The 16,933-nt window shown below is 70.6% G+C and carries 17 protein-coding genes; 6 read left to right on the top strand and 11 right to left on the bottom strand.

The window, feature by feature from the left end:
- Positions 1-52 precede the first annotated feature (52 nt).
- Both AB0H88_RS22015 and AB0H88_RS22010 read right to left on the bottom strand, forming a co-directional pair.
- On the bottom strand, positions 53-874 hold the full coding sequence (locus AB0H88_RS22015; RefSeq protein ID WP_357647154.1) for an ABC transporter permease: 822 nt from the start codon (positions 872-874) through the stop codon (positions 53-55).
- Positions 864-1,700: an ABC transporter ATP-binding protein gene (locus AB0H88_RS22010; RefSeq protein ID WP_357647152.1), complete on the bottom strand. Its 837-nt coding sequence runs from the start codon at positions 1,698-1,700 to the stop codon at positions 864-866. Before AB0H88_RS22010 ends, AB0H88_RS22015 begins: the two co-directional genes overlap by 11 nt.
- Positions 1,701-1,995: 295 nt before the next feature.
- On the opposite strand from AB0H88_RS22010, the gene AB0H88_RS22005 reads away from it, so the two are divergent.
- The 3 genes from AB0H88_RS22005 to AB0H88_RS21995 all read left to right on the top strand — a co-directional run bounded on the left by AB0H88_RS22005 (position 1,996) and on the right by AB0H88_RS21995 (position 4,716).
- On the top strand, positions 1,996-2,712 hold the full coding sequence (locus tag AB0H88_RS22005; protein ID WP_357647150.1) for a phosphotransferase: 717 nt from the start codon (positions 1,996-1,998) through the stop codon (positions 2,710-2,712).
- A complete protein-coding gene (locus tag AB0H88_RS22000; RefSeq protein ID WP_357647148.1) occupies positions 2,709-3,188 on the top strand; it encodes a DUF1707 domain-containing protein in 480 nt (159 codons plus the stop codon). The genes AB0H88_RS22005 and AB0H88_RS22000 overlap by 4 nt, the downstream gene beginning before the upstream one ends.
- A 70-nt stretch (positions 3,189-3,258) precedes the next feature.
- Entirely contained in the window at positions 3,259-4,716 is a 1,458-nt protein-coding gene (locus tag AB0H88_RS21995) for a lanthionine synthetase LanC family protein (RefSeq protein ID WP_357647146.1), read from the top strand.
- 121 nt (positions 4,717-4,837) lie between these two features.
- Here the strand turns inward: AB0H88_RS21995 and AB0H88_RS21990 are convergent, their stop codons facing one another.
- The 9 genes from AB0H88_RS21990 to AB0H88_RS21950 are packed head-to-tail and all read right to left on the bottom strand — an operon-like array spanning position 4,838 to position 14,002.
- Positions 4,838-6,094 carry a phospholipase D-like domain-containing protein gene (locus tag AB0H88_RS21990; RefSeq protein ID WP_357647144.1) on the bottom strand — a complete coding sequence of 419 codons (1,257 nt, stop codon included), beginning with the start codon at positions 6,092-6,094 and terminating at the stop codon, positions 4,838-4,840.
- A gap of 53 nt (positions 6,095-6,147) precedes the next feature.
- Positions 6,148-7,176: a dipeptide ABC transporter ATP-binding protein gene (locus AB0H88_RS21985; RefSeq protein WP_357647142.1), complete on the bottom strand. Its 1,029-nt coding sequence runs from the start codon at positions 7,174-7,176 to the stop codon at positions 6,148-6,150.
- Positions 7,154-8,230, bottom strand: a complete 1,077-nt coding sequence (locus AB0H88_RS21980) for an ABC transporter ATP-binding protein (RefSeq protein WP_357647140.1) — start codon at positions 8,228-8,230, stop codon at positions 7,154-7,156. The genes AB0H88_RS21985 and AB0H88_RS21980 overlap by 23 nt, the downstream gene beginning before the upstream one ends.
- 2 nt (positions 8,231-8,232) lie before the next feature.
- Positions 8,233-9,135 (bottom strand): ABC transporter permease, encoded by a 903-nt coding sequence (locus tag AB0H88_RS21975; protein WP_357647139.1) that lies wholly within the window; start codon positions 9,133-9,135, stop codon positions 8,233-8,235.
- On the bottom strand, positions 9,132-10,058 hold the full coding sequence (locus tag AB0H88_RS21970; protein ID WP_357647137.1) for an ABC transporter permease: 927 nt from the start codon (positions 10,056-10,058) through the stop codon (positions 9,132-9,134). The genes AB0H88_RS21975 and AB0H88_RS21970 overlap by 4 nt, the downstream gene beginning before the upstream one ends.
- The gene (locus AB0H88_RS21965; RefSeq protein ID WP_357647135.1) at positions 10,055-11,107 is read right to left on the bottom strand and encodes a LacI family DNA-binding transcriptional regulator; all 1,053 of its coding nucleotides are present in this window, start codon (positions 11,105-11,107) and stop codon (positions 10,055-10,057) included. The genes AB0H88_RS21970 and AB0H88_RS21965 overlap by 4 nt, the downstream gene beginning before the upstream one ends.
- Before the next feature lie 33 nt (positions 11,108-11,140).
- Complete coding sequence (locus AB0H88_RS21960) at positions 11,141-12,688, bottom strand: ABC transporter substrate-binding protein (RefSeq protein WP_357647133.1); 1,548 nt, start codon at positions 12,686-12,688, stop codon at positions 11,141-11,143.
- A 14-nt stretch (positions 12,689-12,702) separates the two neighbouring features.
- Positions 12,703-13,032 (bottom strand): hypothetical protein, encoded by a 330-nt coding sequence (locus tag AB0H88_RS21955; RefSeq protein ID WP_357647131.1) that lies wholly within the window; start codon positions 13,030-13,032, stop codon positions 12,703-12,705.
- Positions 13,033-13,039: 7 nt separating this feature from the next.
- On the bottom strand, positions 13,040-14,002 hold the full coding sequence (locus AB0H88_RS21950) for a DUF6772 family protein (protein WP_357647129.1): 963 nt from the start codon (positions 14,000-14,002) through the stop codon (positions 13,040-13,042).
- Positions 14,003-14,462: 460 nt separating this feature from the next.
- Here AB0H88_RS21950 and AB0H88_RS21945 point away from each other — a divergent pair, with 460 nt between their 5' ends.
- The 3 genes from AB0H88_RS21945 (at position 14,463) to AB0H88_RS21935 (ending at position 16,926) form a co-directional block, all read left to right on the top strand.
- The gene (locus tag AB0H88_RS21945; RefSeq protein ID WP_357647127.1) at positions 14,463-15,461 is read left to right on the top strand and encodes a winged helix-turn-helix domain-containing protein; all 999 of its coding nucleotides are present in this window, start codon (positions 14,463-14,465) and stop codon (positions 15,459-15,461) included.
- Between the two features lie 77 nt (positions 15,462-15,538).
- On the top strand, positions 15,539-15,829 hold the full coding sequence (locus AB0H88_RS21940) for a hypothetical protein (RefSeq protein WP_357647125.1): 291 nt from the start codon (positions 15,539-15,541) through the stop codon (positions 15,827-15,829).
- Positions 15,826-16,926 carry a transglycosylase SLT domain-containing protein gene (locus AB0H88_RS21935; protein WP_357647124.1) on the top strand — a complete coding sequence of 367 codons (1,101 nt, stop codon included), beginning with the start codon at positions 15,826-15,828 and terminating at the stop codon, positions 16,924-16,926. Before AB0H88_RS21940 ends, AB0H88_RS21935 begins: the two co-directional genes overlap by 4 nt.
- Positions 16,927-16,933 lie beyond the last annotated feature (7 nt).

The raw sequence follows: 16,933 nt of genomic DNA, 5'->3' as shown, positions 1-16,933 counted from the left end.
TTACCGACAGAAAGGTGAGCGACCCGCGGCCACCTGGCCGCGGGTCGGCTCTTCAGAGCAGGTGTCCGCGCCCCCAGCCGCGCGTGAGCCTGCGGACGGCGAACGTGCCGGCGACGAGGCCGATCGCCAGCAGGACCCCGGCCGGTGCCAGGGTGCCCGCCGCGTCTCCGCGGACCGCGGCCTGCATCATCGTCAGGGCCCAGTAGCCGGGCGAGATGTGCGCGGCCACCTGGGCCCACTCGGGCATGATGCTCAACGGCACCAGGGCGCCGCCCAGCGAGCTGAGCGTCAGGGCGCCGACGTCGGAGATCACGCTGAGCTCCCCGTGGCTGCGGACGATCGTGGCCAGTGCCGCGCCGATCGAGAGCAGCGCGAAGGCCCAGATCGCGATCGCGAAGACCACGTACTGCGGGGCCCTCGGGATCGGCAGCCCGATGACGAGGCAGCCGTACACCAGCAGGATCGACTGCTGCACGACCATCACCACGAAGATCGGGATGGTCTTGCCGAGCAGCAGCTCGGTCGCCGGGGCGCGGCTGGCGCGCAGGCGGTCCCAGGTGCGCCAGGTGCGCTCGACGAGGATCGCGTTGCCCGCGATGGAGATCGCGAACACCGAGAACATCACCATCAGGCCGGTCGCCACCTGCGTGGCGCCGCCTTCGACGGCCCGGACGTACAGCGGCTTGAGCACCAGCATGAGCACCATCGGCATGGCGACGTAGCTGATCATCTGGCCCGGGTCGCGCAGCCGGATGAGCGTGTTGTGCTTGGCCAGCGCGCCGATGCGGTACGCGGCGCCGCGCAGGTTGTCGAGCAGGCCGGTGGGCGGCGGGGGTTCGACCCGGTGCTGGGTGTGCGGGGTGTCAAGGAGCATTGCTGACCGCCAGGGATCGGTAGAGGTCGTCGAGGGAGGGGTTGCGCACGTCGACGGTGCTGATCGGGCGGTCGGCACGGCTGAGCAGGTCGATCAGGGTGTTGGCGGGGTGGGTCGTCGAGACCGTGATCTCCTCTTCGTTGTCGAAGGTGAGCTGCACCTCGCCGGGCAGGCCGTCAACCAGCTCCTCGTGGGTGCCCCTGGCGATGACCCGGCCGTCCCTGACGACCGCGATCGTGGCCTGGAGCTCGGTGAGCTCGGGCAGGTAGTGGGTGGTGTAGACGACGGCGGCGCCCTCGCCCGCGCGCTGCTTGACCACGTCGAGCATCGCCTGCCTGGTCTCCAGGTCGGCGCCGGCCGTCGGCTCGTCGAGCAGCAGCAGCGCCGGCCGGTGGATGAGCGCGGTGGCCGCCTGGGTCCTGCGCTGCTGGCCGCCGGACAGGACCGCCGCGTGCCGGTCGATGAAGTCGGACAGCCGCAGGGCGGCCACGATGTCGTCGATGGCGGTGGTGAGCGCCTGGCCACGCAGCCCGGCCAGCTTGCCGAACAGCTCCAGATGCTCCCTGACGCTGACGGACGGGTAGAGCGCGATGTGCTGCGGTGCGACGCCGACCTGGCCTTTGACGCCGGACGGCGGCTTACCGTCGATGGTGACGTGGCCGCCGTCCGGACGGGTCAGGTACGACACGATCTCCACGAAGGTCGTCTTGCCCGCGCCGTTGTGCCCCACGAGCCCGACGATCTCGCCCGCGGCCACGCTCAGGCTGAACTCGTCGAGGGCTCTGACCGGGCCATAACACTTGACAAGATCGATTGCCTCCAGCAATGTGTCACCTCCTCCAGTATTCACACCGAATGCGACGTCTACCCTTTGTCGGAAATTAATCGGTTGAATACGATTAACTGGGTGTTGCTGGCAACGATAGCGGGAGCCGGCCCAGGTGGCCGATGGCAGGAAGTGGCAGGAAAGAGTAGGCCACTGGCCGGCGGCGGGGTTTGGCTGCCATAGCTGGTAAGTCCGCACTATGGACCCGCTGTCATCAAATGACGGTAATTAGCTGCCAGTGCACCGGTTATCGCACAACTAGAATGACTCATCTTTACCGCATAATCTGACCACCATGCGTGTGGGAACGTTGCTCGCGGCAGGGCAGGACTGCGACGTGTACGAGGCCGGGACCGGCAAGGTGATCCGGCGGGCCCGCGACGGCCGCAGCCTCGAACGCGAGGCGTCGGTCATGCGGCACGCCCGAAGACAGGGCTTTCCGGCGCCCGAGGTCTTCGACGCCGACGGGGCCGACATCCTCATGGAGCGGATCGTGGGCCTCAGCGTGTCGCGCGAGGCCACCCGGCGGCCGTGGCGCGCGCCCGCGTACGGGCGCCTCCTGGTGGAGCTGCTCCAGCGGCTGGCCACCGTACGCGCGCCCGGCTGGCTGCCCGCCGCCGAGGGTGCGCCCGGCAACAACCTGCTCCACCTGGACCTGCACCCCGGCAACGTGCTCGTCACCGCCGACGGCCCCTGGGTCATCGACTGGGCGAACGCCGGCCGTGGCGCGCCGGCCGCCGACGTGGCGTGTACCTGGCTGATCATCGCCGCCGCCCCCATGTCCGGACCGGTCCAGTGGGCCAGGCGCGCCCTCATGGCGAAGGCATTCGCGGACGCCGTCGACCGCCCGGCCGTGCTTCCCTACCTGGCCGCGATGGCCGCGCGCCGCCGCGACGACGACAACACCCGCGACGCCGAGCGGGCCGCCATCGACCGCCTGCTCGCCCGCGAGACGGCGACATCCTCCCCACGGCTCACGCCGAAAGACTCCACGCTCAAGGAGAACCGATGAACGAGCGGCGAAAGATCCGGGCGTCGGACGGCGATCGCGAGGTGGTCGCCGAGCGGCTCAGCTCCGCGCTGGCCGAGGGGCGTCTGAGCATGCAGGAGTACGACGACCGGCTGGGCCGGGCCTTCCAGGCGGTGACGTACGGGGAACTGGCGGATCTCCTGGGCGACCTGCCGCGCGCGAAGGCGAAACCGCAGGCCACGCCACGTGGGACGGCGGTCTCGGCCGGGCTGCTGGCCACGCTGCCAAGATGGCTCAGGATCCTCTGGGCGATCTGGGCCGTGAAGGTGTCGATCAACGTCGTGGTCTGGGTCATGCTCAGCGTCTCCGACGCGCACCTGGTGTACTTCTGGCCCATGTGGATCATCGGCCCGCCTGGTGCCGCCCTGTTCGGCCTGTCGGCCGCGACCACCATGATCCGCCGTGGCCGCGCCCCGCTGGAAGCCGCCGCGACGCCCTCGCCTCTCGACGGCGGCTGACGCGCGGCTGCCCGGAAACCGTCAATGCCAACCCTTAATTTCCTACCAAATGTGTGGGATAATGGTCGGCATGAGCTTGGATCGGACGCGCTCATCGAGCGAGCGTGCTGAGTCACCGCTGACCGCCGCCATCATGGCCGGCCGCTGGATCCGCTCGGCGGCCGTCGACGACGAGCGCGGCCGGCACTGGCGGGCCAACCCCGACCCCCGAGGCAGGTCGGCCCTCTCCGCCGAGCCGGCCTCGCTCTACGCGGGGGCGGCGGGCATCGTGCTGTTCTTCCTGGAGCTGGCCGCGGCGACGGGCCACGAGGCGTACCTCGACGAGGCCCGCGCGGGCGCCCGCTACCTCTCCGGGACCTGGGCGAACCAGACCAGCCTGTCGCTCTATCACGGTCTGTCCGGCGCCGTGGTCGCGCTGGCCGAGGCCGGTTGGGTGCTCGGGGACGGCGGGTTCGAGGAGGCCGCCGTGGCCGCCGCCGACCGGATCGTCCGCTCCGCCCGCCCGCTCGACGGCGGTCCCGGCTGGTCGCGCGATCCCGCGCAGAGCGGCGACGGCGGCGTGGTGCTCGGCCTGCTGCACGCCTCCTCGATGCTCGGCATGCCCGCCTACCAGGACCTGGCCGTCGAGGCGGGCGCCCGCATCGCCCGCCTGGCCGTGCCCGGCCACCGGTTCGGCCACTCCACGGGCCTGCCCGACGCCCTGTTGGATGACGGGACGCTGCCGGACGGGCAGACCTGGCCCGGTGACTGCTCCGACCTGCCGGGAAAGCCCGGTGACGCGGCCGGTGGCCGGGCCGATCTGCCGGTGGACGCCGTCACCCCGGGCTTCCTGTCCGGCACGGCGGGCACGGCGTTCCTGCTCGCCCGCCTGTACGGCGTCACCGGCGACCCGCTCTTCCTCGACGCGGCCCGCAGAGGCGCCGGCTTCGTCCGGATGGTCAGCGTCGAGGCCGGGAGGTGCGTCGCCGTGCCGCACCACGTGCCGCAGGGACGGGGGCTGCACTACCTGGGCTTCTGCTCGGGCTCGGCCGGGGTGGCGCGGCTGTTCTACGAGCTGTACCGGGTCACTGGCGAGGCGGACGACCTGGCCTGGTGCGAGCGGCTGGCGCACGGCATCGTCGAGAGCGGCGTCCCGCACCGGCGTACCCCCGGCTTCTGGAACGTCTCCTGCCAGTGCTGCGGAACGGCCGGGCTGGTGGAGCTGTTCGTGGGGCTGTGGGCGGCGACGGGGCGCAAGTCGTACCTGGACTTCGCGAGCGTGCTCGCCGAGCACCTGATCGGCCGCGCGGTCAACCACGACGGGCGGGGGCTGCGCTGGTATCAGGCGTATCGGCGGCTGCGACCCGGCGAGGTGTCGGCGGACACGGGCTACATGGTCGGCGCGGCGGGCATCGGCGCCGCGCTCCTGCACCTGGACGCCGCCCTCCAGGGCGACCAGGCCCGCCGCGTGATCCTGCTGCCGGACAACCCATTCCCCTCGATCCCCGTGCCCGCGCACCGCCTGGGCCGTCCCGGCGCGGACGGCTGACGGTGCACGGAGCGGATCAGGACGTGGACAGAGCGGTCAGGACGTGGACTGCGCCGTCAGGACGCGGACAGAGCGGTCAGGACGTGGACTGCGCCGTCAGGACGTGGACTGCGCGGGTCAGTCAGGACGTGGACGCCAGGGGCGCGACCGCGCGCAGCCGCTCGAAGTTGGCCACGTACTGGCGGTACATGGCCCGGTCGTCGAGCCGCAGCAGGGTCTCGTCGTTGCGGCGCAGCGAGCTCTCGATGTAGTTGTGGCTGCCCGTCAGCACGACCTGGGCATGCGCGTCGCGGTCGTAGGAGCCCTCGATGAGCAGGTATTTGGAGTGGATCCGGCCGGGCAGCGCGTCGCCGGTGCCCAGCGTGCGCAGCTCGATCCGGGGCTCGGCCAGCAGCAGCTGCTTGACCTCGTCGGCCATGATGCCGTAGACGATCTTGACCGAGCAGCCCTGGGCGGCCAGGTCGCGCAGCTTCTCGGGGATGGCGATGCGGTAGGTGTCCCATTCCGACATGCCGACGCGGATCTTCGTACCGGGAGTGCAGCGGACCCGCGCGAGGTGCTCGGCGACGGTGTCGGTGCCGGCGTCCGTCCCGGCGCGGGGGAAGAACCAGGCCTGTCCGGAACGGGTCGTGGTGGTGCGGTAGTAGTCGGGGTTCTTCCGCTCCGCCGCCAGATCCTGGAAGTAGCTGTCATACGCCCGGTACAGCTTCTTGTCCCTGGGGAGGACGACCGCGTTGTTCCAGTACGTCGCGGAGTTCAGGTCGGTGAGGTTGGCCGACGACTGCACCACCACGTCGGAGGCGTTGCCGGTCCGCGAGAACAGGTAGAACTTGTTGTGCTGGCCCTTGCTGCCGACGCAGGCCGCCGTGCCGCCCGACGGCGGGCCGGTGCAGACGTGCAGCCAGGAGCCCGTGGAGATGTCCGTGCCGAGCGCGGTCGCGAGCTGCGTGGCCACGGTCGCGCCGCGCGTGTCGCCGTCCAGGATCACCCGCACCTCGACACCCCGCTGGTGCGCCTTGATCAGTTCGCCGGCGAAGTCCGCGCCCGCCTGGCCGGACATGACGAAGTGGGCGACCTGGATCCGGGCGCCGGCGGGGGTCTGGTGGATCAGACCACAGAGGCGCCGGACGATTGCGGCCGGGTCGCCCCCCACCGGGTCGTTGAAGACCGCGCCCTTGGTTACCGGCGCGTCCGGCGCGTCGGCACAGGTGGTGGCACTCGCCGCCGCCGTGGCCGGTCCGCCCCCGACGGGCGTGGCGCTCGCTGTGGCCGGGCCGTCCCCGGCGGGCGTGGCGCTCGCTGTGGCCGGTCCGCCCCCGGCGAGCAGGGCCGTCAATATGACGGCACCCACCAGGGCGGACAGGAATCTGTTCGACATGCGATCGCTCCTTCGCGAGGCGGCCGGATCCGTCCCGTCCGCCGGGGGGCTCGTCAGGACGGGTCGGTCTCGGGGAAATGGCAGGCCACGGGGTGGCCGGTGCCGCGGTCGAGGAGCTCAGGCTCCTCCTCCCGGCATCGATCCTGGGCCCGCCAGCAGCGCGTCCGGAAACGGCAGCCTGACGGCGGGCTCAACGGTGAGGGAACATCGCCGTTCAGCACGATCTCCTGCCGCCCGCCGTCCCGCCAGTCGTCGAGACTCGGCGCCGCCGACAGCAGGGCCTGGGTGTACGGGTGGGACGGCCGCAGGTAGACGCTCTCCTTCGTGCCGATCTCCACGATCTTGCCCAGGTACATCACCGCGACCCGGTCGCAGATGTGGTGCACGACGCCCAGATCATGGGAGATGAACAGATAGGCGACCCCCAGGTCGCGCCGCAGCTCTTCGAGCAGGTTCAGGATCTGCGCCCGTACCGACACGTCCAGAGCGGACACGGCCTCGTCGCAGACGATCAGCCGCGGGCGCACGGACAGCGCGCGGGCGATGCTGATGCGTTGCCGCTGGCCTCCGGAGAACTGGTGCGGATACCTGTCGGCGTGCTCGGGACGCAGGCCCACCCGATCCAGCAGCCTGCGCACCTCCTCGTCCCACTGCTCCCGCGGCACGATCCCCGGATGGATCCGCCACGCCTCCTTGATCAGGGCGGAGACGGTCATCCGCGGGTTGAGCGAGGCGTACGGGTCCTGGAAGATCAGCTGGACGTCCTGGCGGAGCCCGCGCAGCTCCTTGGCCGGCAGCGTCGCCAGGTCGCGGCCCTCGAACAGCACCTGCCCGCTGGACGGACGCACCAGGCCGACGATGGTCCTGGCGATCGTGGACTTGCCGCAGCCGGACTCGCCCACCAGGCCGACGGTCTCCCCGGCCCGTACGTCGAGGCTCACCCCGGCCACGGCGCGCACCTCGGCGCCGGAGCGGCCGAGCCCGCCGCGCAGGCGGTAGGCGGTGACCAGATCGACCAGCTCCAGCAGGGGCGGGCCGTCGCCGTCCCGGGTGCGGGACTCAGCGAGCGCCGGTGTGGACACCCGCCATCACCTCCTCGGCGAAGTGACACGCGCTGGTCCGGCCCGGGGCCACCTCGCGTGGCTCGGGCTCGACCTCCCGGCACTTGTCACGGGCGAACGGGCAGCGGGGATGGAAGGAACAGCCGGCGGGCGGCGCGGTCGGATCGGGCGGGTGGCCGTCGATCGCCACCAGCGGCCCGCCGCCGTCGCGCGGCGCGGGCACGGCGCGCATCAGGCCCAGCGTGTACGGGTGCGCGGGCCGCTCGTACACCTCGGCCACGGTGCCCACCTCGGCGATCCGGCCCGCGTACATCACCGCCACCCGGTCGGCCGCCCGCGCGACCACTCCGAGATCGTGGCTGATGAGGATCATCCCCAGCCGTTCGGCCTGCTGACGCTGCCGCAGCAGCCGCAGGATCTGCGCCTGCACGGTGACGTCGAGCGCGGTGGTGGGCTCGTCCGCGATGAGCAGGCGGGGGTCGAGGGCGAGCGCCATCGCGATCATGACCCGCTGGCGCATGCCGCCGGAGAACCGGTGCGGATGGTCGTCCAGGCGCCGCGCGGCGTCCGGGATGCCCACCTGGACCATGAGCTCCGTGGCCAGGCGACGAGACTCCGCCCGGCCCAGACCCCGGTGCCTGCGGAACATCTCGGCGATCTGGTAGCCCACCGTCAGCGACGGGTTCAGCGCGCTCAGCGGGTCCTGGAAGATCATCGCGATGCGCTCGCCGCGGAGCCGCTGCCACTCCCGGTCCGGGAGCCCGGTGACGTCGCGGCCCTCGATCACGACGCGGCCCCCGGTGACGCGGGCCCGCTGCGGCACCAGCCCCAGCAGCGCCTGCGCCGTCACGCTCTTGCCGCTGCCGGACTCGCCGACGATCGCCAGCGTCTCGCCCTCGTCCACCTGGAAGGACACCCCGCGGACCGCCCGCAGCGGCCCCTTCGGCGTGTCGAACTCCACGGCCAGATCGTCGACTCGCAGCAGCGGCGTGACCGGCTCGGCGTCTCGCGGCGGCTGGGTCACCGGCTCGGCGTCTCGCAGTGGCTGGGCGAGCGGCTCGGCGTCTCGTTTCATCGTCAGAGCTCCGTCATCGGGTCGGAGGCGTCGCGGAGCAGGTCACCGAGGATGCCGATGCTGACCACCACCAGTGCCAGCGCGGCGCCGGGCGCCGCCGCGATCCACCACGCCGACGCCAGGTAGTCACGGCCTTGGGCGATCGTCGATCCCCAGGACGCCTGGGAGGGCGGCACACCGAGGCCGAGGAAGCTCAGCGACGCCTCGGCGACCATGGTCAGGCCGATCTGCACGGTCGCCGCCACCAGCAGCGGCGGCAGGCACGACGGCAGGATGTAGTGGATGAGGATCCGCCCGTGCGAGGCGCCCATCACCCGGGCCGAGTCCACGAACTCCCGGTCGCGGACCGCGAGCGCCGAACCCCGTACCACCCTGGCGAAGATCACCCAGCGGGTCACCGCGAGCGCGATGATCACGTTCGTCATGCTCGGGCCCAGCACGCCGGCCAGCATGATGGCCAGCAGCAGGCTGGGGAAGGCGAGCTGGATGTCGCCGAGCCGGGAGATGACCCCGTCGGCCCAGCCGCCGAAGTAGCCCGCCAGCAGCCCCATCAGCAGGCCGACCGACCCGGCGACGACCACGGTGACCAGGGCCACGGTCAGTGAGGTACGCATCCCGGCCAGCACCGCGGCCAGGATGTCCTGGCCGACCTGGTTGGTGCCGAGCCAGGCCACGGCGCCGTCGGACAGCCGGGCCCCGGGCGGCAGCAGCCGGTCGGGCGGGCTGGTCGCGGCCGCGTCGAAGGGCACCAGCAGCGGCCCCAGCACACCCGCCACCACGAACAGCAGCACCAGCCCGAGGGCGAGGTGAGCGCGCGGCGGCAGCCCGGCCAGCCGCCGGAGAGCCGCTCCGGTCCTGCCGGGCGGTAGGTCGGCGCTCCGGTCGCGGAGCTTCGGCGGCATCATGCGTTCTCCAACTGGATCCTGGGGTCGAGGTAGCCGTAGAGCACGTCGACCAGCAGGTTGAGCGTGATGTAGCAGAGCGTGATCACGGTCAGGACGGCTTCGACCACGGCGTAGTCGCGGAAGGTGATGGAGTCCACGAGCAGCCGGCCGATCCCCGGCCAGGCGAAGACCACCTCGACGATGACGCCGTTGGCGATGAAGTTGCCCATGAGCAGGCCCAGCATGGTCACCACCGGGACCAGGGTGTTGCGCAGGACGTGGATGTAGAAGACGACCCGGTCGCTCAGCCCCTTGGCGCGGGCCGTACGGACGTAGTCCTGGTTCATCTCCTCCAGCACGCCGGTCCGTACGAGGCGGCCCAGCCAGCCCACGAACGGCAGCGCGAGCGTGAAGGCGGGCAGGAGCAGGCTCGCCATGGTGCCGTCGGCCGTGCTGGGCAGGATCTGCAGCCCCCGAGCGAAGATCAGCGAGAGCATGATGCCGATCCAGAAGGGCGGCAACGCCTGGCCGACCAGCGACGACACCGAGATCAGGCGGTCGGCCAGGGAGTTGGCGTGCCGGGCCGCGTAGGAGCCGGTGAGGAAGCCCAGCACCACGGTGAACACCATGGCCCAGGCGGACAGCACCAGGGTCGGCCCCAGTCTCTCCAAGCAGGCGTCGAGAGCGCCCATGCCCTGCCGCCACGACTGGCCGAAGTCGAGGCTCAGGAGACCCTGGAGGTGGTGCAGGTATTGGACCGGCAGCGGATCGTCGAGCCCCAGTTGCGCCCGCAACCCGGCCAGCTGCTCCGGTGTCGCCTGGCTGCCCAGGATCAGCTCGGCGGGGTCGCCGGGCAGCACCCGGAGGGCGACGAAGACGATGGTGATGGCGCCCCAGATCTGCAGCAGCGCCTGGGCCAGCCGGCGCCCGACGAAGCCGGTCATCTGCCGCCTCCGCTCGACGCCCGCTCGACCAGCCGGGGCGGGAAGAGGATCTTCTCCGGCGGCCCATCCGCCGGCGGCCGAGTCAGCCGCCGGAGCATGTGGTCCACGGCGGACACGGCGATCTCCGCTGCCGGCAGCTCGACCGTGGTGAGGGAGGGGATGACGTACGGGGCGAACGGGTGGCCGCCGTAGCCGACCACCAGCACGTCCTCCGGGATCCGCAGCCCGGCCTCGTCGGCCACCCGGTAGACGCCGAGCGCGAAGTAGTCGTTGCCCGCGACGAAGGCCATCGGCCGTCGCGCCGTCCGGAGCACGTCCTTGGCCAGCCGGTAGGCCTCCCCCGGATCCCAGGGCATGGCGCTCTGCTCCAGCCGCCTGGTCGGCACCTTGATCACGGTGTCCGCCTCCACGGGCAGCCCGGCCTCGGTCATGGCCCGGTGATAGCCCGCCACGCGGTCGGTGACCGACGAGACGCCCAGGTCCTCCTCCAGGAAGCAGATCTTCCTGGCGCCCCGCGCGATGGCGTGCCGGGCGGCCTCGTAGCCGCCCAGGACGTGGTCGACGCCCACCAGATCGGTGTTCAGCTCGGGGACGTCCCGGCTGATCAGCACGAGCGGGACCCCGGCGGACCGGAATCGGCGCCAGTGCTCGGCGCCCTCCTGCACCGTCACCACGAGCACCCCGTCGACGCCGCGGCGCAGCAGCTCCTCGGCCGCGCGCCGCTCGTTGTCCAGGCTCTCCTCCGTCGCCATGAGCAGCAGCGAGTAGCCGTGTTCGCGGCAGTGCTGCTCCATGCCGCTGATGAGCTGCGCGTAGAACGGGTTGGACGGATTGGTGATCACCATGCCCAGCGTGCTCGCGGAGCCCAGCACCAGCGAGCGGGCCGTGACGTTGGGCACGTAGCCGAGCCGCTCCGCCTCGGCCTTGACGCGGTTCCTGGTCTCCACGCCGACGCTGTCCTTGTCGGACAGCGCCCGCGAGACGGTGTTGACCGACACGCCGAGGCTCTCGGCGATGTCCTTCAGGGTCGTCCGGTGGCCCTCAGGCATGGTGTCCCCAGAGTCGATGGAGGTTCACAGGCATCACTCCGCGGTCGACACCGTGCGGAACTCGGGCTGGCTGTTGGCCGCCGGGGTGAAGCCCTTGACCGTGGAGCGCAGCCCGTACGTGCTGGACAGAGCCGCGGGGAAGACGCCGACCGCGTCCCGCCAGATGATCTCGCACGCCTTGCCGTAGAGCGACTTGCGCTTGTCCTGGTCGGCGGTCGAGCGGGCCTGGGCGAGGATGCCGTCGAGCTCCTTGTTCGCGTAGCCCATGCGATTGGCCGTGCTGGTGTAGAGCCGGCCCAGGGTGTAGTCGGCGTCGCCGGTCGTCACCGTGTTGACCTGGAGCTCGATGTCCCAGTCGAGGGCCGTCAGCCGCTTGATCCAGGCCGCCTTCTCGATCTGCTGCTGCTCCACGATGACGCCCACCTTGGCCCAGGCCGAGATGAGCGACTGCGCCAGCTCGGTCGCCAGCGGGCCGGTGTCCTTGAACCACATCATCGAGGTACGGATCCCCGAGGCGTAGCCGGCCTCCGCCAGCTCCCGCTTGGCCAGCTCCGGGTCGTACGGGTAGGCCTGCTGGCTCGCGTGGCCGAAGACCGCGGCCGGGATCGGCGCGTCCATGACGGTCGCCGCCTCGCCGTACAGGTTCGCGACGATGCCCTTGATGTCGAGCGCGTGGTAGAGCGCGCGGCGGACCCGCGCGTCCGAGAACGGCTTGCGGCCGCAGTTGAACCAGGCGAGGAAGTAGTTCACGCCCGGCTTGCTCTCGACGCGCACGCCGTCCACGCCGGCCAGCCGCTTCAGCTCGTCCGGCGGGATGATCCAGGTGACGTCCACCTCGCCGTTCTGCAGCGAGGTCATCCGGGTCGAGGTCTCCGGGATGTACGGCAGGCGCAGGCCGCGCAGCGTGGGGGCGCCGCCCCAGTAGTTCGGAACCGGTTTGAGCAGCAGCTGGGAGGACGGGGTGAACGACTCGACGGCGAACGGCCCGCTGCCGATCGGCTTACGGAAGAAGTCGGCCTTGCCCAGCTGGGCGGCGGGGAGGATGAAGGCGAGCGTCAGGTTCGTCGGCAGGGTGCCGAGCGGATCGGTGGTGGTGATCCTGATGGTGTGCGGGTCGGGCGCCTCGACGGTGTCGATCGCGGTCCACAGCGGCTTCTGCGGGCCGTCGGACTTGGCCAGCCGCTCCAGCGACGCCTTCACATCGGCCGAGGTGAGCTTCGTGCCGTCGTGGAAGGTGACGTCGTCGCGGAGGGTGAACTCCCAGGTCTTGTCGTCGGGCTGGGTCCAGGACTTGGCCAGCTTCGGGGCCAGCTCCTCCCCGTTCCTGGTGACGAGCGTGTCGTAGATCTGCCGGTTGGCCAGCAGCGACGCCTCGTCCACCGCGCTCGCGCCGTGCGGGTCCAGGTCGTTGATCGGCTGGTTGAACGCGGCGCTCAGCGGCCGGCTCTTCCCCGCCGCCGATCCGCCTCCGGCGCCGCCGGGCGCGCACCCCGCGACCAGGCCGGGAAGGGAGACGCCGGCGACCCCGGCCCCGAGGAGAGACAGGAACCGGCGCCTGTCCACCTCGTCCATTGCTGCCATGTCGGTTGCTCCCGTCAGCTCTTCAGTGCCAGGTAGACGAGGATCTTCGCCTGGGGATCGCCCCCGGTCAGGTGGGCCCGCAGCCGCAGCCAGTGACCGAACTCCCGGACCCGCCAGGTCACCTGGCCCGGCTCGGTGACCACCTGCACGGGGGTCTCGTCGTCGTCGCACCAGTGCAGCCCGTCGGGGGAGACCTGGGTGACCAGGTGCAGCTCGCCCTGCAGGCCCAGGGTCCGTACGAACCAGCGCGCCTCGGTCGCCCAGCCGGCCTCGTACGGCTCGGTCGTGAAGTCGTCGGTGAAAGTGGTGTTCCGCTCCAGAACCGCGGTAAGAGCGTGCTTCATGCCGGCGTCACCAATCCACGGAAATCAGTGCGGAATCGAGGAAGAGAAAGTTGCGGACCGGAGAATGGGTGCGCACGCTCACATAGAAGTTGAGCAGGTTCTCCAGGCCCTCGTATTTGTCCGGATACTGCGGCACCGGGATCCGGCGCATGTCCATGACCCGGTCATTGACCTGGAGCTCGATATTCGTCCGGGTGCGCGTGTCGAACTGCCAGCGCAGATAATGCCAATTCACCTTGGTCGGGACCTCGTTGTAGCAGAGGTTCTGGGGGTCCTCGTCGAAGGCGTGCCAGTCGGCGGGGTCCGGCGCCGTGAAGTCCTCGGTGGGGGACAGGTTCTCCTGGTTGTGCAGGTTGTCCCTGGGCGTCGGCTCGGGCACCACCGGGTAGACCCACCGCCGGGTGAGCTTGTTGTCCAGGTCGGTGTTCTGGTAGCGAGCGACGCAGTGGTAGCGGATGCCCTCGCCGTCGCACAGGTCCGTGGCCACCGTGAACGCGCCGAACTGGGCTTCCGACGGGTGCAGGTTCCCGTCCCATGCCACGTCGCCGAAGGTGTCGCCGAGCGAGGTCTCGGCGGTCGCCGCCTCGCTCTTGTAGGTGAAGTACGTCTCGAACTGCACCACACCGCGCTGGGCCATGGTCAGCCGGCGGATCGCCACGGCGGTGTGACCCGTCACCGGCCTGGTCGCCACCTTCAGCGCGTAGTTGCCGCTCATCGCGCCGTGGGTGCCGATGTCGAAGAAATCGCAGGAGCTGAGCTGCGGCGGCCGGAAGTCGCGCATGTGGACGTCGACCTTGTCGAGATTGCCGTAGCCGTCGTGATTGCCGATGAGTTCGGTCCAGCCGTGTGTTCCGGTGTTGAACTCGTCGAAGGCGAGTATGCGGGGGAGGGGGTTGAACTTCGAAAGTCTGGGGTCCGCCGCGATCAACGCGCGTCGCAGGTCCCCGGCCGGATCATGAGTCGTCTCCACGCCCAAGACGTCCTTCCGTAGACGCTTTCAGCCGCCAGGATGAACGTTCACGTGAACGTTAATCCTAGGTTTCGAGGAAACTAACTTGTTACATCCGCGATGTCAAGGGATGTTCGTGACGGAACAGGACATCTGGCGCTCGCGGGAGCGGGGGTGATGATCACCCCGATCCGGGCCGCTCGTGGTGCTGTAAGTGACTTGTAAGTCAGATGTGAGCGTTGAGGCCTACGTTCCTTTTGCCACAACACAGGCGGAACATCCCTGAACGGAGCGCATCATGCGGCTGAGGACCAAGAGCGTCCGCATCACCTGAGCATGAGGTGACCACATAGCCGGTGGGGGCCGGAAGGTGCAGGTCCGGCCCCCACCTCATGCGCCCAAGGCGACCTGCGCCAACGGATCTTTCCAGCTTATTTGAAGCATCCATCCAGATATGTCAGGTCTGCATACAGTACGACCCGTGGGGGCTCCGGTAACCAGAACGAACGTGTGGAGCGAGCTACGAGTGACCTCCGCTCCTCAGCTGTCCGTGTCGATCTCTCCGAACCTGACCGCTCTCGCCGTGATCGCCGACGCGCTGGCCGGCCGCCGGCGTGGCCTGCCCGAGCTGTGGCGGCGCGCGGTCCAGTCGAGGGTGAGCCCGCTGGGACGCGAGGCGGTCCTTCCGCTCGCCGCTCCCGGCTACTCCGTCGTGCCCGACAGCGTCGCGCCGATCACCCCCATGGACGACATGTCCGTGGCGGCCCAGGTGAGCGCGCTGAGCGACATACCGCCCGAGTCCTTGATCAAGGACCTGGAGCAGGCGTTCGGCGACGGGGCGCTGCCGACGCACTGGAGGGCCGCCGCCGAGCGGCCCGGCCGCTGGCTGCGCGGGTACGCCACCGCGCTCAACGACGTCTGGCACACCACCGAGCCGCTCTGGCAGCGGGCGCGGCCACTGCTCGACCGGGAGATCGAGCGCGTCGGCATCACCTCCGTCCGCGGCGGCCCCGAACTGCTGCTGGGCTCACTGAACGACCGCATCCGGTACGGCGAGCGCGGCCTGCTGATCGCCGACATCGAGGCCAGCACGTACGAGCTGGGCAACCGGCGGATCATCCTGGTCCCGATGCTGGCCGGCAAGGACGCCGTGATCGTCAGCCTGGACCATCCCGACGCGGTGTGGATCGCCTACCCCGTCCCCGGCGCCGAGTCGCTGTGGCGCCGGCCCGTCGCGCCCGCCGTGGACGAGCTGTCCGCCCTGGTCGGACCGGTACGCGCCGAGCTGCTCTGCCAGCTGGAGCAGCCCATGACGATGAGCATGCTGGCCTCCAACGTCAAGATCGCGCCCAGCGGGATCACCTATCACTGCGACCGGCTGCACGCCGCGCGGCTGATCAGCAGGGAGCGACGGGGACGCGAGGTCTGGATCGCCCGCACCGACCGGGCTCAGGAACTGCTGTCGCTCTTCCGCCGCTGAGAGGGCTGAGCTTGAGACCCTGAGACGGCTGCGCTTGCGACGCCGAGAGGGCTGAGTTCCGACCGAGGAGATCTGCTGTGGTCCTGAAATATCACCGTGAAGCGCTCGACGGGTGCGGAACGGCGGCGAAGAACGCGTCCGGTGCCTTCGCCGAGGTCGCCGCGTCCGTGTCCGGCGCGGCGATCGACCAGGCCGCCTTCGCCCGGCTCGACAACTCCGGGGCGCTGGCCGCGGCGGTGAACGAGCTGAACGCGGCCGCCGGGACCACCGCGCGGACGCTCGGCGGGCACCTCCAAGCGGTGGAGCAGGCGCTGGACGCCGTGGAGCGGACCTTCACGGACGCCGACGGGGCCGCGGTGCGCCGGTGAGTGCCATCGACGACGTCCGGGGCGTCCCCGGCGGCACCGAACTGGCCACGCTGGCCGCCGCGCTGGTGGGCGACCCGGGCGCGGTCGGCCGCGTGGCGAACGCGTGGCAGTCGGCGGCCGACACCGGCCGGGGACAGACCGCCGCGGTCAGGTCGGCCGTCGGCGATCTGGACGCCGCATGGCAGGGGGCGAGCGCCGACGCGTTCGTCACGTACATGGACCGGGCCGGAAAGATCGGCGACACGCTCCAGAGTGTGCTGTCGCAGTGCGCCACACACCTGGCCACCGCCGCCGAGGCCCTGCGGACGGCCGAGTCCCAGGCGAACGCCATCTGCCAGAACTACGCCGCCGCCGTACGCGACTTCCAGGCCAGGAACCCGAAGGCCACGCAGGACCAGATCCTGGAAGGCGTGCAGGGGCTGGCCGGTGACGCCCGCAAGCAGCTGGCGGAGCAGCGGACGACCGCGAACAACGCCCTGGGCACGGCCGCGGCCGGCATCCGGGGCCTGCTGGGCGGGCTGGGTAGATCCACCGAGAACTGGCCGGAGCCGGACGCGGAGCCCTTCGCCCCAGGTCCGGGGAGGGCCCTGGACTGGACCCCGTCGCAGCAACAGAACGGCACGACCCTCGCTGAGGCGAGCGGAACGAGCGGGACGAGGGGCCAATCGCCGAGCCTGCCAGGTTTTGGCGGTTATGGTCCGAGTGGTCCGCCTCCGGCCGGTGGCGGACCCGCCCCGCAGGGGCAGGTGGCCGACTGGATCACGCAGGCCGTCAACGTCCTCAAGGCGCAGGGCTACCCGGTCGAGAAGATGAACGCCAACGACATCTGGACCATCATCCGGCACGAGTCGGGCGGCAACCCCAGCGCGATCAACAACTGGGACTCCAACGCCGCCAAGGGCACGCCGTCCAAGGGGCTCATGCAGACGATCGACCCCACGTTCAACCGGTGGAAGCTGCCTGGGCACGAGAACATCTACAACCCGGTCGACAACATCATCGCCGGGGTCCGCTACGCCATCGAGCGCTACGGCTCGGTCTCCAACGTGCCCGGCGTCGTCGGCACGAAGACCGGCGGTGGCTACCGGGGTTACTGAGCCGACT

Source organism: Nonomuraea sp. NPDC050680 (genome assembly GCF_040654555.1).
GTDB lineage: Bacteria > Actinomycetota > Actinomycetes > Streptosporangiales > Streptosporangiaceae > Nonomuraea.
This window is presented reverse-complemented; position numbering and strand designations above follow the sequence as displayed.

Coding starts and splice junctions, on each gene's coding strand:
- AB0H88_RS22015 (WP_357647154.1), bottom strand. CDS start 874: ATGCTCCTTGACACCCCGCACACCCAGCACCGGGTCGAACCCCCGCCG.
- AB0H88_RS22005 (WP_357647150.1), top strand. CDS start 1,996: ATGCGTGTGGGAACGTTGCTCGCGGCAGGGCAGGACTGCGACGTGTAC.
- AB0H88_RS22000 (WP_357647148.1), top strand. CDS start 2,709: ATGAACGAGCGGCGAAAGATCCGGGCGTCGGACGGCGATCGCGAGGTG.
- AB0H88_RS21995 (WP_357647146.1), top strand. CDS start 3,259: ATGAGCTTGGATCGGACGCGCTCATCGAGCGAGCGTGCTGAGTCACCG.
- AB0H88_RS21990 (WP_357647144.1), bottom strand. CDS start 6,094: ATGTCGAACAGATTCCTGTCCGCCCTGGTGGGTGCCGTCATATTGACG.
- AB0H88_RS21980 (WP_357647140.1), bottom strand. CDS start 8,230: ATGAAACGAGACGCCGAGCCGCTCGCCCAGCCACTGCGAGACGCCGAG.
- AB0H88_RS21975 (WP_357647139.1), bottom strand. CDS start 9,135: ATGATGCCGCCGAAGCTCCGCGACCGGAGCGCCGACCTACCGCCCGGC.
- AB0H88_RS21970 (WP_357647137.1), bottom strand. CDS start 10,058: ATGACCGGCTTCGTCGGGCGCCGGCTGGCCCAGGCGCTGCTGCAGATC.
- AB0H88_RS21965 (WP_357647135.1), bottom strand. CDS start 11,107: ATGCCTGAGGGCCACCGGACGACCCTGAAGGACATCGCCGAGAGCCTC.
- AB0H88_RS21960 (WP_357647133.1), bottom strand. CDS start 12,688: ATGGCAGCAATGGACGAGGTGGACAGGCGCCGGTTCCTGTCTCTCCTC.
- AB0H88_RS21955 (WP_357647131.1), bottom strand. CDS start 13,032: ATGAAGCACGCTCTTACCGCGGTTCTGGAGCGGAACACCACTTTCACC.